Origin of the sequence: Streptomyces sp. NPDC056734, from assembly GCF_042790455.1 — a bacterium.
GTDB lineage: Bacteria > Actinomycetota > Actinomycetes > Streptomycetales > Streptomycetaceae > Streptomyces.
The window spans coordinates 78,209-93,137 of record NZ_JBHTZD010000030.1 but is presented as its reverse complement, the minus strand read 5'-3'; the positions used below and the strand labels follow the sequence as shown (position 1 = coordinate 93,137).

The 14,929-nt window shown below is 71.9% G+C and carries 13 protein-coding genes and 1 pseudogene; 6 read left to right on the top strand and 8 right to left on the bottom strand.

What is annotated here, in order from left to right; genetic code table 11:
• Positions 1 to 127: 127 nt before the first annotated feature.
• The 4 genes and pseudogenes from ACFRFC_RS33615 to ACFRFC_RS33600 all read right to left on the bottom strand — a co-directional run bounded on the left by ACFRFC_RS33615 (position 128) and on the right by ACFRFC_RS33600 (position 3,186).
• Positions 128 to 1,384 carry a S1 family peptidase gene (locus ACFRFC_RS33615; protein WP_382693698.1) on the bottom strand — a complete coding sequence of 419 codons (1,257 nt, stop codon included), beginning with the start codon at positions 1,382 to 1,384 and terminating at the stop codon, positions 128 to 130.
• Positions 1,385 to 1,643: 259 nt separating this feature from the next.
• Positions 1,644 to 1,808 (bottom strand): annotated as a pseudogene (locus tag ACFRFC_RS33610) (PP2C family protein-serine/threonine phosphatase); the annotation flags it as partial.
• 380 nt (positions 1,809 to 2,188) lie between these two features.
• Positions 2,189 to 2,719, bottom strand: coding sequence for an SRPBCC family protein (locus tag ACFRFC_RS33605; protein WP_382693699.1), 531 nt, complete (start codon positions 2,717 to 2,719; stop codon positions 2,189 to 2,191).
• Between the two features lie 26 nt (positions 2,720 to 2,745).
• A complete protein-coding gene (locus ACFRFC_RS33600) occupies positions 2,746 to 3,186 on the bottom strand; it encodes an ArsR/SmtB family transcription factor (RefSeq protein WP_382693701.1) in 441 nt (146 codons plus the stop codon).
• Positions 3,187 to 3,683: 497 nt separating this feature from the next.
• Here ACFRFC_RS33600 and ACFRFC_RS33595 point away from each other — a divergent pair, with 497 nt between their 5' ends.
• The 4 genes from ACFRFC_RS33595 to ACFRFC_RS33580 all read left to right on the top strand — a co-directional run bounded on the left by ACFRFC_RS33595 (position 3,684) and on the right by ACFRFC_RS33580 (position 8,093).
• Positions 3,684 to 4,214, top strand: coding sequence for a hypothetical protein (locus ACFRFC_RS33595; protein WP_382693702.1), 531 nt, complete (start codon positions 3,684 to 3,686; stop codon positions 4,212 to 4,214).
• Between the two features lie 451 nt (positions 4,215 to 4,665).
• Positions 4,666 to 6,000, top strand: a complete 1,335-nt coding sequence (locus ACFRFC_RS33590; protein WP_382693704.1) for an ABC transporter substrate-binding protein — start codon at positions 4,666 to 4,668, stop codon at positions 5,998 to 6,000.
• A 252-nt stretch (positions 6,001 to 6,252) separates the two neighbouring features.
• Complete coding sequence (locus ACFRFC_RS33585) at positions 6,253 to 6,993, top strand: Type 1 glutamine amidotransferase-like domain-containing protein (RefSeq protein ID WP_382693705.1); 741 nt, start codon at positions 6,253 to 6,255, stop codon at positions 6,991 to 6,993.
• Positions 6,994 to 7,154: 161 nt separating this feature from the next.
• The gene (locus tag ACFRFC_RS33580; RefSeq protein ID WP_382693707.1) at positions 7,155 to 8,093 is read left to right on the top strand and encodes an acetamidase/formamidase family protein; all 939 of its coding nucleotides are present in this window, start codon (positions 7,155 to 7,157) and stop codon (positions 8,091 to 8,093) included.
• On the opposite strand, the gene ACFRFC_RS33575 is transcribed toward ACFRFC_RS33580, so the two are convergent.
• Complete coding sequence (locus ACFRFC_RS33575) at positions 8,090 to 9,703, bottom strand: RICIN domain-containing protein (RefSeq protein ID WP_382693709.1); 1,614 nt, start codon at positions 9,701 to 9,703, stop codon at positions 8,090 to 8,092. The two genes, ACFRFC_RS33580 and ACFRFC_RS33575, sit on opposite strands and share 4 nt — an antisense overlap.
• A 536-nt stretch (positions 9,704 to 10,239) precedes the next feature.
• Positions 10,240 to 11,205 carry an AraC family transcriptional regulator gene (locus tag ACFRFC_RS33570; RefSeq protein ID WP_382693711.1) on the bottom strand — a complete coding sequence of 322 codons (966 nt, stop codon included), beginning with the start codon at positions 11,203 to 11,205 and terminating at the stop codon, positions 10,240 to 10,242.
• A gap of 183 nt (positions 11,206 to 11,388) precedes the next feature.
• On the opposite strand from ACFRFC_RS33570, the gene ACFRFC_RS33565 reads away from it, so the two are divergent.
• Complete coding sequence (locus ACFRFC_RS33565; protein WP_382693713.1) at positions 11,389 to 12,291, top strand: enoyl-CoA hydratase/isomerase family protein; 903 nt, start codon at positions 11,389 to 11,391, stop codon at positions 12,289 to 12,291.
• Positions 12,292 to 12,413: 122 nt separating this feature from the next.
• Here ACFRFC_RS33565 and ACFRFC_RS33560 read toward each other — a convergent pair whose 3' ends face one another.
• Both ACFRFC_RS33560 and ACFRFC_RS33555 read right to left on the bottom strand, forming a co-directional pair.
• The gene (locus tag ACFRFC_RS33560; RefSeq protein ID WP_382693715.1) at positions 12,414 to 12,797 is read right to left on the bottom strand and encodes a toxin Doc; all 384 of its coding nucleotides are present in this window, start codon (positions 12,795 to 12,797) and stop codon (positions 12,414 to 12,416) included.
• Positions 12,798 to 12,800: 3 nt separating this feature from the next.
• A complete protein-coding gene (locus ACFRFC_RS33555) occupies positions 12,801 to 13,046 on the bottom strand; it encodes a hypothetical protein (RefSeq protein WP_382693716.1) in 246 nt (81 codons plus the stop codon).
• A 203-nt stretch (positions 13,047 to 13,249) separates the two neighbouring features.
• Between ACFRFC_RS33555 and ACFRFC_RS33550 the strand changes: the two genes are divergently transcribed.
• Positions 13,250 to 14,872, top strand: coding sequence for a cytochrome bc complex cytochrome b subunit (locus tag ACFRFC_RS33550; RefSeq protein WP_382693718.1), 1,623 nt, complete (start codon positions 13,250 to 13,252; stop codon positions 14,870 to 14,872).
• Positions 14,873 to 14,929: the final 57 nt, after the last annotated feature.

Sequence of the window (14,929 nt, the reverse complement as noted above, 5' to 3'; positions counted from 1 at the left end):
CCCCGCCGCATAGCGACGGGGCGAAGCAACCAGGCCCGAATTAACCAACAGCATCTCCCGCCGGGGGGCCGGGCCACCGTACCGCCACCGGCCGCGGGTGGAGGTGGAGGTGGGGGTGGGGTGGCGGTCAGTGGGTCCTGGTCAGCGCGGAGCCGTCCGCCTGGTGTCCGCCCTGCCACTGGTCATCGGACCCGGAGCCGCCGTCACCCGAGCCGTCACCCGAGCCGTCACCGACGCCGGACGCGTCCCCCGCACCACCACTCTGCTCCCCCGCACCCGCGCCCAGCGTCGCGCCCACCGCCGCCAAAGCGGTCGTCACCGGCTGGAAGAAGGTCTCGCCCCCGGTCGCGCAGTCGCCGCTGCCGCCGGAGGTGAGGCCGATGGCGAGTCCGTCCTGGGTGAACAGGGAGCCGCCGCTGTCGCCGGGTTCGGCGCACACGTTCGTCTGGATGAGGCCGGTGACCGTGCCCTCGGGGTAGTTGACGGTGGCGTCCAGGCCGAGGACCTGGCCGTCGGCGAGGCCGGTCGTGCTGCCCATCCGGAAGACCTGCTGCCCGACCGTCGCCTCGGCGGCCTGGCTGATCGGGACGGCCTGGTCGCCCAGGTCGACCTCGCTGGGCGCCTGCGTGGCCGGGTCGTCGTAGCGGACGAGCGCGAAGTCGCCCGCACCGGGGAAGACGGCCTGGTCGACGGTGCCGATGGGGGCGCCGCCCTGTGCGTCGGACCACTGCGCGGTGGCGACGCCGCAGTGCCCGGCGGTGAGGAAGGCGGGGGCGCCGTCACCGGCGGTGACGTTGAAGCCGGCCGAACAGCGGGCGCCGCCACCGAAGATGGCATCGCCGCCGGAGAGGAAGGTCCGGAAGGTACCGGCCGACTTCCTCAGGGTGGCCATGCCGTCGCCGAGCCGCTCGACGGCGCTCTCCACCTGGTCCCAGCGGGCGCCGGTGACGGTGGAGTCGGCGGTGACCAGGATCTTGTTGGTGCGCGGGTCGACGGCCCAGGAGGTGCCGGGGACGGCCGCCTCGCTCGTCAGCGTCCCGGCGGCCGACGTGAGTTCGGCGGTGCTGTTGTCGACCTCCCGTACGGCCGCGCCCGCGCTCCTGGCCTCAAGGACGAGCTGGTCGTTGTCCCCTGTGACGTTCACGACGAGTTGCCGGCTGCCGGTGTCGTAGTAGGAGCCGGCGAAGGCGTCACCGAGCGCTCCGGCGAGCTGGGCGGCGAGGTCCGAGGCGTCCTGCGCCTTGAGCGTGCGCGGCGCGACCTGCTCCGCGGCGGTGTCCTGGGAGGCGTTGGCGTTCGGCAGCAGGACGGCCGCGGCTCCGAGCGCCACGACACCGCCCGCCACTATGGCGGCCTTGCGCTTCGGGATTCGCTGGTGACTCAACCTTCTCGACCTCCTGGGACGGGCTCCGCCGCCGTGCGCGGCGGTGGTGGGGGGCGCCTGGCTGGCCACTGGTACGCACGGGGCGCACGCGGCGTTCAATCCCCAATCCCCAACTCACCGGCGCCTTCGTCCCCCTGGCCCGCGCCTCGGTCCCGCGGGCCGGCGCCCTTCCGCACGGCTCCTCATGGACGGCGGCGGGCGGCTGCGTGAGCTGGTGCGGTGGCGGTTGGCGTGGGCCAAGCGCTCACCGGCGGTCGACCTCGTCGGAGACCACGGAACTCAGACCGTCGGTGCACAGCAGGTACCGGTCACCGGCCCGCGTCTCCCGCACCGACAGGTCCGGTTCGACGGCGTCGGCCCGCCCCAACGCGCGGGTACGCAGCCCTCGTTGGGGATAGACGAAGGCATGTTCGAGAGTGCCGCGCTCGGGCTGACCGGGTCGAGCCGCACCAGACACTGGCCGGCGGGCAGCCCCCCATATCGACGGGTCGCGCAGCTGGGCGGCGAGGTCGGTCACATTGCCCTGGACGCCGGACAACGGCTCCAGATGGTCGTACCGGCTCACCCCGATCAGTACGGCGGCGGATCTCGCGGGTGACGCCGAGGTGTCCACGTCGGCGGCCCTACTCGTCGAGGGCGGCCAGCAGTCGGGCAGCGGTCTCGGCGTCCTGCCCGGACAGGGTGATCCTGGTGCCGTTCGAGCCGTTCGAGCATGTGTCGACACACACAGTGGCACAACGCGCCCGGCTCGCACAGTCGTTCGGCGCGGGGGCGCCGCGGGGCGGAGGACGGTCGGAGCGCCGGTCAGGCGTCGGCGCCCGGGATCGCCGCGCCGGACGGGAAACCGGCGGCGACATACCCCTCGTAGAAGCCCTGCCACGGGGCGCCGGGCCCGGCGTGCGGGCCCTGGAAACGGTCGCCGCGCGCCTTGGCGTCCAGGGCGGAGAGGCAGACCTCCCAGCCGGCGCCGTTGCGGGCGGCGGTGTCCGTGGCGACCAGGACGTTGGTGAGGGTGAAGCGGGTGCGCCTGTCGTCCAGCGCCTCCAGGTCGAAGTGCAGTTCGTCGCCGCCCCACTCGAACGACAGATGGCGGGGTGCGTCGACGGCGATGATCCGGCCGGGGTGGTCCGCCATGCCGGGGTCGCCGGAGAAGGTGACGGCTCCGCCGGGCCGCAGGTCCATCTCGGCGCGGGAGGGGAACCAGCCGGCGAGTTCGTCGGGGTCGGTGACGAAGTGCCAGACGCGGTCGATCGGGTGGTCGTAGTCACGGCGGAACCGGATCGCCGGGCGGCCGTCGTCGAGGGTCAGATAGGTGCCGGTGAGATCGGCGGTCATGGTGGATCAGTCCTTCGGTGGGGAGGTCAGTCCGTGGGTGGGGGTGACTCGGTGCGGTCCGACGGCGTACGGGCGGGTGGGGCGTCCGTCCTGCCGGACCGGGATTCCGACCCGGGCGACGCGGGGTCCGTCCCGGCCGACGCGGGGTCCGTCCCGTGATCGGGCGTGTCGAGGCGGTGGCCGAGGGCGTCCAGGCTGCGGTTCCACAGTTCGCGGTAGGGCGTGAGCCAGGTGTCGAGGGCGGCGATGGGCGCGAGGTTCAGGGCGTAGACACGGCGTTGCGCGTCCTGCCGTACCCGGACCAGTCCCGCCTCGCGCAGCACTTTCAGATGCTTGGAGGTGCTCGGCTGGCTCAGCCCGGCGCGCTCCACGATCTCGCCGACCGTCCTCGGCCGCTCCAGGAGCAGCGCGACGATGGCCCGCCGATGGGGATCGGCGAGGGCGGCCCAGAGCGCGTCGTCGGACATGAGGCCAATATGCCTCGCGAGTTATATTCCAGTCAAGGCATGTAGGGCGCGGAGCCCTGTCGGGGTCGGCGGGCGGCCCCACTCCGCCCACCGACCCCCTGTGCGAGATCGCCACCCCGTGACAGGGGCCCCTTCTTCCCCCACGCGGACCCCCTTGCCGCGCCCACGGGAACCGGCGACCTCGGCCCTGCGGAAGGACCACGAGAGACGGGTCTCTCCAGCCCTTCCGGCCAGGAGGGCGTGAGTCTGCCGAGTCCGGCGCGGAAACTCATCTCGACCCCATGGATTTCAGTAACCTTGCGTATTGAATCAGTGGCGTGAAGTCACGGAGCCGGAGCGGCGCCACCGCGATTTCACGCGGTTCTTGATCGTCGGCGCTGGCCGGATAGCCGCTTTGTCCAGGCTCTTTAATCGGCCTGAAACATTCCGATTCCGCTCTCGGCGGATAACCTCCGCCGCGCCTTGTTTTCCACCCGCTACGGAGTAATCGTCATTACATGATTACTTCAGAGCAGATCGAGAAAGTACGCGGCTGGTTCGCGGGCCGGCTGCCGGAGGATCTCTTCGAGGAGGTGACCGAGGTGACGGTCGACCGCGAGGAGATCACCGTGATCGGCCGCATTCCCGAACCCCGGCTCACCGAGGGCGCCTCGGCCACCGAGCGCGAGGCGGCGGCGCAGGGCCGCATCCAGGAATTCCGGGAGCGCACTCGCGAGGCCCGGGTGACGGTCGCCCGCGAGGCGGAGCAGCGTTTCGGCCGCAAGGTGTCCTGGGGCGTGGTCTGCGGCACCGAGCGCGCCCTGTTCACGCATGTCGCGGCCCCCGTGATGACCCGCCTGCGCCAGCCCGAGCGCCAGGTCCTGGACACCCTCATAGCGGGCGGCGTGGCCCGCAGCCGCAGCGAGGCCCTGGCCTGGTGCGTCCGCCTGGTGCAGCGCCACGCGGACGACTGGCTGGCGGAGCTGCGCACATCCCTGGAGCAGGTGCACCGGGTGCGCTCCCAGGGCCCGGACGCGAACACGTCCTGAGCACGGGAGGCTTCACCGGGGGCGAGTGACCGTCCCGGCGATTGCCGGTGCCGGGGGTTGCGTCGGCGCCCTGACGCTGTCGGGGTCGGCCGGGAGGCGGGGCCGACGCCGTCCCGGCCGGGCGAGCCGGCCCAGGCGCTGAGGAGAGCCGCCGCCAGGCGGGACCGACGCCGGGACCGACGCCCTCCGCCACGCGGGACCGACGCCCTCCGCCCGCTGGACGCGACCGCACCTACTCGCCGGTATCCGCCCGGGTGGCGGGGTCGCGCCGCGCCTCTCCCGCATCGGAGGTCATGGTCGATCCGACCGAGGCACCGAGGTGATCGACCCGCCTGCACCGCCCTCCACGACTATCAGATTTCTGTGTATTTACCCAGAGATCGTTCCGTAAGCTTGACCCCTTTCTCAGGATGCGAGTAGATCTCCGTCGTCCCCTCCTGAAGGAATGCCCGTGTCCTCTCCGTATCCCGCCCGCTCGTCCCGCCGCACTCTCCTGCGCGGTGCAGCCTCACTCGCCGTGGCCGGCCCCGCGCTGCTGCCCCTCGGTGCCACGGCCAGCGCCGCTCCGGCCGCCGTGCCTTTCCCCGACTTCACCGGGGTCACCCTCAAGATCCTTGTCAACTCCCCGCACATCGCCATGCATCGCACGGTCCTGGCACCGGTCTGGCAGCAACTGACCGGCGGCACGGTGGAGGTGACGTCCACCGACTACATACAGCTGACGGACCGGATCATCGACGACGTCCAGAGCGGGACGGCCGCGTTCGACATTTTCGATTACTACTACTACGGTCTGGGCGCGATCGCGGACGCGGGCGCGCTCGTCGATCTCACCTCCTGGATCAAGTCCCAACGCGACCTGAACACCAAGGACTTCCTGCCGTCCATCTACGACGCCTACACCCTCCACGACGGACGCCGCTACGGCCTGCCCTACGACGGCGACCAGCATCTCGTCTTCTACAACCGCGAACTCCTCGACGCGTACGGCCTCCAGCCCCCGGCGACCTGGGACCAGTTCGACTCCGTGGCCGCGAAGATCACCCAGGGCGGGGCGGGCGAGCACTACGGCGCGGTGCTCCAGCGCCAGCCGCACGTGATGGGGCTCGGGTGCTGCTTCATCAACCGGCTCATCGGGTACGGCGGCGATCTCGTCGACAGCTCGGGCCGCCCGACGCTCACCACGGACGCGGCCGTCGCCGCCGCCCGGCATCTGGTCGAGGTCGTGCCCTCCTCGCTGTACATCTCGCCGGATCAGCCCAGCTTCGACCCCGCCACCAACGCGTTCCTCGCCGGGCAGCTCGGGCTGATCGAGTCCTGGACCGGCCTGGCGCGGCGGGCCGACGACCCCGCGCTGTCGCAGATCGCCGGGAAGTGGGGCGCGGTTGCCCTGCCGCTCGGCGGCCGTAACCGGCGCCGCCGCACACCCCTCAACGGCGGTTACGCACTCGGCGTGTCCTCGGCGTCCAGCAAGCGCACGGCGGCGCTGGCCTACATCAAGTGGGCGACGAGCAAGGAAACCATGCTCTGGGAGACCACCCAGAAGAACAGCGCCATCGACCCCAACCGCACCAGCGTGCTGAACTCGGCGACCTACGGTGCGACCACCCCGACCGCCGTCGAACTGATCCGCTCCGGACTGCGCGGCACCCCGGTCGTCTGGCCCAAGGGCCCGGCCGACCCCGCCAACCTCCAACTCCTCTCCGACGAACTCGCCCTGGCCGTGGCGGGCGGGCAGACCGCCACCCGCGCCCTGCGCAACGCACAGGCGGGCTGGCAGCGGTAGGAGGCCGGACACACCGGGACCCGAAGGACCGTCAGCGGTCGGGCGCGTCGGGCTCGCCCGCCCACTGACGGTCCGCGAGGGCCATCGGGCCCGCCGGACCGTCAGGCCACCGGGACGTCGGGACGTCGGGACGCTGGGCCACCGGATCGCCGGGCGTCCGAACTGCCGCACTCCAGAAGCGCCGGGAGTCCGGACCACCACCCCACCACCGCCCCGCCAATCCCCCTCAGCCGCGTGGATACGATCATCGGCATGACGGCATCCGAACCCACCATCCTCGCCACCTCCGGCGGTCATCGCGCCGGCACCCGTACCCGCGTGCTGTTCGACTCGCTGGTCCATCACGCCGTGGACCTCTCCGGGGCGCACGGCCGGCGGCCGCGCGTGATGTACGTCGGCACGGCCATCGGCGACGCCGAGCACTTCACCTCCCGGATGACGGAGGCGGCGCGGATCGCGGGGTTCGATCTGACGCCGCTGCATCTGTTCCCCATGCCCAACGTCGACGACATCGAGGCGGCGGTGCTGGAACAGGACGTCGTCTGGGTCATGGGCGGCTCGGTGGCGAATCTGCTGGCGGTGTGGCGGGTGCACGGCCTGGACCGGATCATGCGCCGCGCCTGGCAGGAGGGCGTCGTGCTCAGCGGGGTCAGCGCCGGATCCCTGTGCTGGTTCCAGGGCGGCGCGACGGACTCGTACGGGCCGCGACTGCGTCCGATCACCGACAGCCTCGGGCTGCTGCCGTACGGCAACGGGGTGCACTACGACGTCGACGCGGGTCGCCGGCCGCTGATCCACCGGCTGGTCGCCGACGGCACCTTCACCGAGGCGCACTGCACGGACGACGGGGTGGGGCTGGTCTACCGGGGCACGGAACTCGTCGAGGCGGTGACGGAGGTGGCGGGCAAGGGCGCCTATCTGGTCCGGCGGGAGGGCGACGCGGCGGTGGAGGAGCGGATCGAGCCCCGCCCGCTGCCCACAACCCCGCACTGACCGCCGTACGGACAGGTCACCACGCCTCCCGGCCCCACACCTCCCCCGGCCGCCCGACTGCCTCACGGTCAACGGAATTCGCCCCTCAGGCTTGATTTCCGGTCATCGTGAGGGCAGAGTCCGGGGCACCGGCAGGTCACTGATCAGGTGAGGACGGTCCCATGAGCCACCATCTCGTCCCGAAGGAACCGCACCGGCTGTGGTCGGTCGAGCACGAGCCGGCGCTGGAGGTGGCGGACGGCGACACCGTGGAGTTCGAACTGACCGAGGCCACGGGCGGGCAGTTCACCCCGGAGTCGACGGCCGCCGTGGTGGCGGGGTTCGACTGGGACCGGGTGTATCCGCTCGCGGGGCCGATCCTGGTGAAGGGGGCGGAGCCGGGGGACGTGCTGGAGGTGGAGTTCCTTGAGATGCGGTCGGTGGACTGGGGCTGGACGGCGGTGCTGCCAGGGCTCGGACTGCTCGCCGACGACTTCCCGGACGCCCATCTGCACCTGTGGGACCTGACCGACGGGAGCAGCGCCGACTTCCTCGGGGTCGCGCGGGTGCCGATGCGGCCGTTCTGCGGGGTGGTCGGGGTCTGTCCCGATGTCACCGAGCCGCAGAACGTGCTGCCGCCGGGCCGCTTCGGCGGCAATGTCGACTGCCGGGACCTGGTGACCGGCACCAAGCTGTATCTGCCGGTGCAGGTGCCCGGCGCCCGGCTGGCCCTCGGGGATCCGCACGCGGCACAGGGCGACGGCGAGCTGTGCGTGAGCGCGATCGAGGCGTCGATGAGCGGGGCGGCACGGGTCCGGCTGCACAAGGGGCGCCGGATCACGGGGCCTCGGTTCGAGACGGCGGGCTCCCCCAGGGCCGGTGACGACCGGGCCGGCTACTACGCCACGATGGGCGTCGCACCGGACCTGATGACCGCCGCCCAGGACGCCACCCGCGCGATGATCGACCACCTCGGCACCACCTACGGGCTGGCCCCGGTGGACGCCTACGTCCTGTGCAGCGTGGCCGTCGACCTGCGGATCACCGAGGTGGTCGACGCGCCCAACTGGGTCGTGTCGGCGTATCTGCCGAAGGCGTTCTTCCCGGCGAGCGCCGGTTAGCCCCCGCGAGTCGTATCGTCCCGGTCCGCCGCCTCCACCGCCCTCGGTGACGATCCGGCGCTCTCGATGGACAGGGAGCCGGGGCCCGTCGGGGGCGTGTCGGTGCCCCAGCGCTGCGGGTCGGAGCCGTCGCGGACCTTGACGACGATGTCGGCGGCCAGGTCCCCGGTGGTGGGGGCGAGCGCGAGCCGGTCGTCCCAGCGGGGCAGGAGTTCGCCCTGGCCGGTGAGGTCGTAGCGGACGTCGTCGGCCCGGTCGGAGTCCTGGTCGGCGCAGCGGCCGAGGATCACCACCCCGGCGTCGGCGTGCGAGTCGAGACAGAGGTCCGGGGCCGCCACACTGCGCAGCAGACCGTCGGCCTCGTACGACCACTGCTGGGCCGGGGCCGCCGAGCACACGGCGAGTTCGGTCCCGGCGCCCGGCGCGGCGTCGCCGCGGACGGCGAGACAGGCGTCGGTGGCGGCATTGTGCAGCCGGGTCCGGTAGGGGGCGCCGGGCAGAGCGGCGGCGCCGGGCGGGGCGGAGGCACCGGAGCCCTGGGGGCCACCGCCGGGGGCGCCGTCCGAGGCGACCGGGTCGGCGGTGCCGCCGTCGCCCCACAGGGTCGCGGTCAGGACGACGGCCAGCAGCCCGGCAAGGACCAGGCCGACGCCGGTGATCAGGGCCCGGGGGGAGCGGACGCGGGCGGGGTCGGGGCGGCGCAGCGGGAGGGGGAAGCGGGAGACGATCCGGTGGCGTCCGCCGGGCATGCCGCGGCCGGGGCGGCGGGCGGGGTCGGTGCGGCCGGGGCGGGAGTCGCGGTAGCGGCGGGCGCCCCAGCCGAGGACGGCCTCGGCGAGGAGCAGGTCCAGCCCGCCCTCGAAATGGCTCAGTTGTTCGGCCGCGTCCCGGCAGTACCGGCACTCGGCGAGATGCTGCCGCACATCGGGCAGCAGTGCGCCGCCGCGGCGGATCGGAACGTCGAGAAGGCGGTTGTAGTAACCGCAGTCCTTGCTCGGGGCGAGTTCCCGGTGGGCGCGGACCAGGCCCTCGCGGAAGGTGTCCCGTGCCTGTTCGTGTCCCGCCGACGCGCTGTCGGGATCCAGGCCGAGCAGTGCGGCGGGAACGGATATCGGCTCCGCCTCGACCTCGTGGTGCCAGAGCAGGCACTGGGCGAGTCCGGTAAGACCCTTGAATGCGCGTTCGGCGAGCACCCGGTTTTCCGGCGTGAGTGACTTTGCCGTGCGCATGCCACGTCCGCCGGCCGGTTTCCGTACATCAGGGTGGACGGCGGCTATGCGGTCGTCGGCCGACCAGAGCCGGACGGTGTCCCGCACGGCCACCAGCAGGCGCGGGCGCAGTGCGACGGCCTGCTCGCCCAGTGTCAGCCGGTCGAGGACCTGGTGGAACGCGGCGCCCGTGACCATGTCCGCGAGGTCGGAGGACGCCGCCAGGCAGATCACGGCGTAGTCGTGGACCGGGCGCCAGTGGCGGGCGGTCAGCAGGGCGGTGGAATGGGCGACTTCCCGGTCCGTGCTGCCGCTGAGCCGGGCGGCGAGGGACTCATCGGATTCTCCGGGCATCCCGCCCGGCGGGGGGTAGGGCGGACGAGGGGGGTGGGGGGTGGGCACTGAGCGGATTCCTTCCCACGCACGCGTGACACACAGGATTTCAGGTCGCCGAAAAGGGGTCCGAGTTGGTCGGAGTTGGTGTGTACCTTTTTGGCGTGGTCGTGGGGAGTGCGAATTCGTCCGCGGTATGCCGGACTTCGGTATGCCGGACTTCGTTCACCGACGGGTGCCTGACCGGCCCCGTTCATTACCTCCCCTTGGGACGTAGACCCTCGCACAACTCACTCAGGGCCAACAAGGCACTTGAGCAACATCCATAACGCTGAGGGAAAGTCAGACTTCCGGAACCGCAGCCCACCCGGCGGGGATTTCCGCATTCTCCGCGCCCCGTGTGAATCCCGTGCACACATCGGCCGCCCCCGCACGCTCCCGGCGGGGCGTCGTGAGCGGTCCACTGGAGCCGGCCCCCTTCCCGCGAGGCCACGCGCAGGACGGCGGCTCTCCTGCGCGACACGGGCCGCCGGCCCCGATCACCCGCCCTCGGCCGGCGGCCCCGGGAAGGACACCCACGCGGCCCGCGCGAGGCGCTTCCCCGCTCACTCCGGCCGGTCGGCCACCGAGACGCGGGTGTCCCGGGAGTCGCGCCGGAAGCGGGCGGGCGGCATGGCCCTGGCGCGGCTGAACGCCCGGTTGAAGGCGTGGACCGAGGTGTAGCCGACGGCGCGGGCGACGGCCTCGACCGTGTCGTCACTGTCCCGCAGCCGTCGCGCCGCGAGGTTCATCCGCCACTGCGTCAGATACCCGCCCGGCGACTGGCCCGTGGCGCCCTGGAAGCGCCGGGTGAGCGTGGAGCGCGACACCGCCAGCGCCCGCGCCAGCGACTGCGTGGTCCAGGCCCGCTCCGGCTCCCGGTGCATCAGGGTCATCGCCTCGGCCACGAGCGGATCGGCCAGGGCCCCCAGCCAGGAGCCCCGGAGCAGTTCGGCGTGTCCGCTCAGCCAGCAGCGCAGCAACTGGACCAGGACGACATCCACCAGCCGGTCGAGGACGACCGCGCTCGCGGGCCGCGGGTCGGCGGTCTCCTCGGTGAGCAGACGTACGGTGCCGTCGAGCGCGGTGTTGGCGCGGTTGCCCCGGATGTGCACGATGGGCGGCAGCAGGGCGAAGACATGCAGGGACACCACGCGGTCATGCCGGTAGGAGGCTCCCAGGAGGTGGGTGCGCGGGGCGCCGGTGCCCAGCCGCAGCGCCTCTCCGGTGCGCCGCAGTTCGTCGATGAGCGCCAGGTCGCACTTCCGCGGCGCGCGGTCGGGCTCGCCCGCGATGCTGTGGGCGGCGCCCGTGGGCAGCAGCACCACATCGCCGGGCAGCAGCTCGACCCTCTCGGTCCCGCCGTCCCCCTGGGCGGCCACGGTGAGCCAGGCGCTTCCGGCGGTGACCGCGTACAGCACCGCGTCGGCGTTCTGCGCCCAGGAGACGGCCCAGTCCCGGCCGCCGTCGATCCGGACCGCGACGGTGCCGCGCACTCCGGCCACGGCAAGGGCATCAGCCAATACGTCCATCCGCCCACCCTACGGCCGCGAAGAAGCACATGACGCGGACCCGCATGACACAGACGGACACAGATATGCGCCGGGCAGGCATCGATCCACGCACCGGCAGCTCCTTACGGTGAAACCCGAGGCGCGATCACCGCCGCCTCCGGCAGACACCTCGGGCGACGGCCCGCCGACGAAAGGGAGCCCATGGCACCGACCGGAACACCACGGACCGAGACACCCACCGGCACGCTCACCGACACCGGCTTCACCGCACTGCGCGTCACCCGTGACGGCCCGGTCGCCACCGTCACCCTGGACAATCCCCCGGTCAACACGCTCGACGCGGCGCTGGTGAAGGACCTGTTCCAGGTGGCCCGCACGGCCGGGAACGACCCCGGGCTGCGGGTCCTGGTCCTGGAGTCGGCGAACCCGGAGTTCTTCTCGGCCCACGCGGACTTCACCTGGATGTCCCGGCCGGAGGAACTCATGGCGCTCGCGGACCCCGAGGGCGACCCACGCCTCAACCCGCTCCAGCAGCTGCACGAACGCATCCGCGCCCTGCCGCAGCTCACCGTCGCCAAGCTGCGCGGGCGGCTGCGGGCCGGGGGCGCCGAACTCGCCATGGCCGCCGACCTGCGCTTCGCCGCCCGGGGCGCGACCTGGCTCGGCCAGCCGGAGACCCGTATGGGCATCTTCCCGGGCGGCGGTGGCACCCAGTACCTGACCCGGCTCGTCGGACGCGCGCGGGCGCTGGAGATCGTCCTCGGCGCGGAGCTGTTCGACACCGACCTGGCCGAGCGCTACGGCTGGATCAACCGGGCCGTCGCCCCGGAGCGGCTCGACGCGTTCGTGGACGCGTTCGCCCACCGCGTCGCCGCGCTGCCGCCGGGCGTCGCCGGGGCCGCCAAGCGGGCCGTCGACGCCGCCGAGGCCGGTGGCCCCGTACCGGACCTGGCCGAGGAGGCCCGCGCGCACGCCGCGGTCTACCCCGCGCCGGACGCCGTCGTCGAACGGGTGGGCCGGGCCCTGGACGCCGGAGCCCAGACCGTCGCCGGCGAACTCGCGCTGGAGGAACTGCTCGACGGGCTGCCGTACCGGGGCCTGTGACGGTCGACGGATGACGGTCGACGGGGGACGGACGACGGGGGACGGACGACGGCTGACGGACGACGGACGACAGACGACAGACGACAGACGACAGACGACAGACGACAGACGACAGACGACCGTCAGATCTGCCAGGACCGCAGCCGGTCCGCCGCCCCGTACACATCCGTCTTGCTGTCGATCAGGTCCCGTACGAGGTCCACCAGGGCCCCGTAGGGCGGGTCCATGCCGACGCCGCTGACGAACATGTAGGCGACGGCGGTCGCGCAGGCGAAGCGGGCGTTGGCGGCGGGGAGGGGTTTGAGCAGGGCGAGGGTGTGCAGCAGGGCGGCGGCACGCCAGGCCGGGTCTGAGTCCACGCCGAGCCGGGGCGGATCGACGCGATGCCTGGCGACGGCGGCGACCAGGGCGGAGAAGTCGTTGACGGTCGGCTGGTCCGGCAGCACCTCTTCATGCCGCTGGAGCAGCCAGGGGACATCGATGTGGATGACAGGGACGGCGGTCATCGATCAGCCGACCCTCCCCGCGCCCTTGGCGAACGGTTCGTCCTCCGGGAACGCCGCCGCGAATTCGTCCGCGTGGGACGCGAAGAACTGGCGGAACGCCTCCGCCCCCTCCTGCAACGCCCGATGCCGCGCTATGTCGGCAGCGGCGGCCTCGCGCACGAGCGCCTTCATCGACGTACCGCGCTCCTTGGCGATCTGCCGGAGATCCTCCAGTTCGCGGTCACTGAACTCCACGTTGAGAGCTGGCATGCCCCAACGGTACCGCCGGGGTACTCAACCGTAAATATCGCCAGGTCACAGCGCCTGCGAGACGGTACCGGGAGGGGGCGGTCCACTGGGCACCCGGGGGCACTCGATGAGACCTGGGTCACACACTCCGGCTCCATGTCACATTCCGGCACCCCGGATCCCTCCCAGTGAGGAGCGAGCGCACCGCTGCGGAGGGATACGTAATGTCCGACCCATCTGTACCCGGCACCGCCGATCCCGCCCGGGGCGAGCGGGTGGCCGACTGGTTCGACGGGCGGCTCGGCGTCCACACGCTGGGCAGGCGGTATCTGCGCAAGGTCTTCCCCGACCACTGGTCGTTCCTGCTCGGCGAGATCTGTCTCTACAGCTTCGTGGTGCTGATCCTCACGGGCGTATGGCTCACCTTCTTCTTCCATCCGTCGATGAACGAGGTGGTGTACGACGGCAGTTATGTGCCGCTGAACGGGGTGCGGATGTCCGAGGCGTACGCCTCCACGCTGGACATCTCCTTCGAGGTGCGCGGCGGTCTGCTGATCCGGCAGTTGCATCACTGGGCCGCGCTGATCTTCGTCGCGGCGATGCTGACGCACATGATGCGGCACTTCTTCACCGGCTCGTTCCGCAAGCCGCGCGAGGTGAACTGGCTGTTCGGCTGGCTGCTGCTGTTCCTCGGGATGTTCGAGGGGCTGTTCGGCTATTCGCTCCCCGACGATCTGCTGTCGGGCACGGGCCTGCGGTTCGTGGCGGGCGCGCTGCTGTCGGTGCCGATCGTGGGGACGTATCTGACGTTCTTCCTGTTCGGCGGGGAGTTCCCGGGCGACGACATCGTGGGGCGCTTCTACTCGCTGCACGTCCTGGTGGTGCCCGGGATCATGGCGGCGCTGGTGGTGGCGCACATCCTGCTGGTCGTCCATCACAAGCACACCCAGTTCCCGGGCCCCGGCCGCAGCGAACGCAATGTGATGGGCGCGCCGTTCATGCCGGTCTATCTGGCGAAGGCGGGCGGGTTCTTCTTCCTGGTGTTCGGGGTGCTGACGGTGATCGCGGCGGTGGCGACGGTGAACCCGGTGTGGAGTTATGGACCGTTCCGCGCCGATCAGGTCTCCACGGGCGCCCAGCCCGACTGGTATCTGGGCTTCGCCGAGGGGCTCGTCCGGGTGATGCCGGGATGGGAGGTCAACCTCTGGGGGCACACACTCGTCCTCGGGGTGCTGATCCCGGTGGTGGTCTTCCCGCTGCTGCTGGTCTTCATCGGGGTGTATCCGTTCATCGAGGCCAGGGTCACCGGGGACCGGCGCGAACACCATCTGCTGGACCGGCCGCGCGACCGGCCGGTGCGCACGGCGATCGGCGCGGCCTGGATCAGCCTCTATCTGGTGCTGCTGGCGGGCGGCGGCAACGACATCGTGGCGACCCAGCTGCATCTGTCCATCAACACGGTGACCTGGGCGGTGCGGATCGGCATCCTCGCCGTCCCGGCGGCGGTCTTCGTGATCACCCGCCGGATCTGTCTGGGCCTGCGGCTGCGCGACCGGGAGCTGGTGACGCACGGGCGGGAGACCGGCCGGATCGTACGGCTGCCGCACGGCGAGTACGTCGAGGTCCACGAGCCGCTCGACCCGGCCCGGCGCCACACCCTGACCGCGCACGAACGGGCCGGGGACGGCGGCCCCGGACACGGCCCCGGAGACGGCCCGGGAATCGGCTCCGCGGTCGACTCCGCTGTCGGCTCCGCGGTCGGCTCCGGGCACGATGCGGGGCAGGAGACCGGACACCCGGCCGACGGCGAGGGGGGTTCGCCGAGCGGAATTCGGGTCCGTAACTGAGCGCGAAAAGACAGATTTTGACGGTACGTCATTTTGGATCGGGCCGGTTTCCGGTGT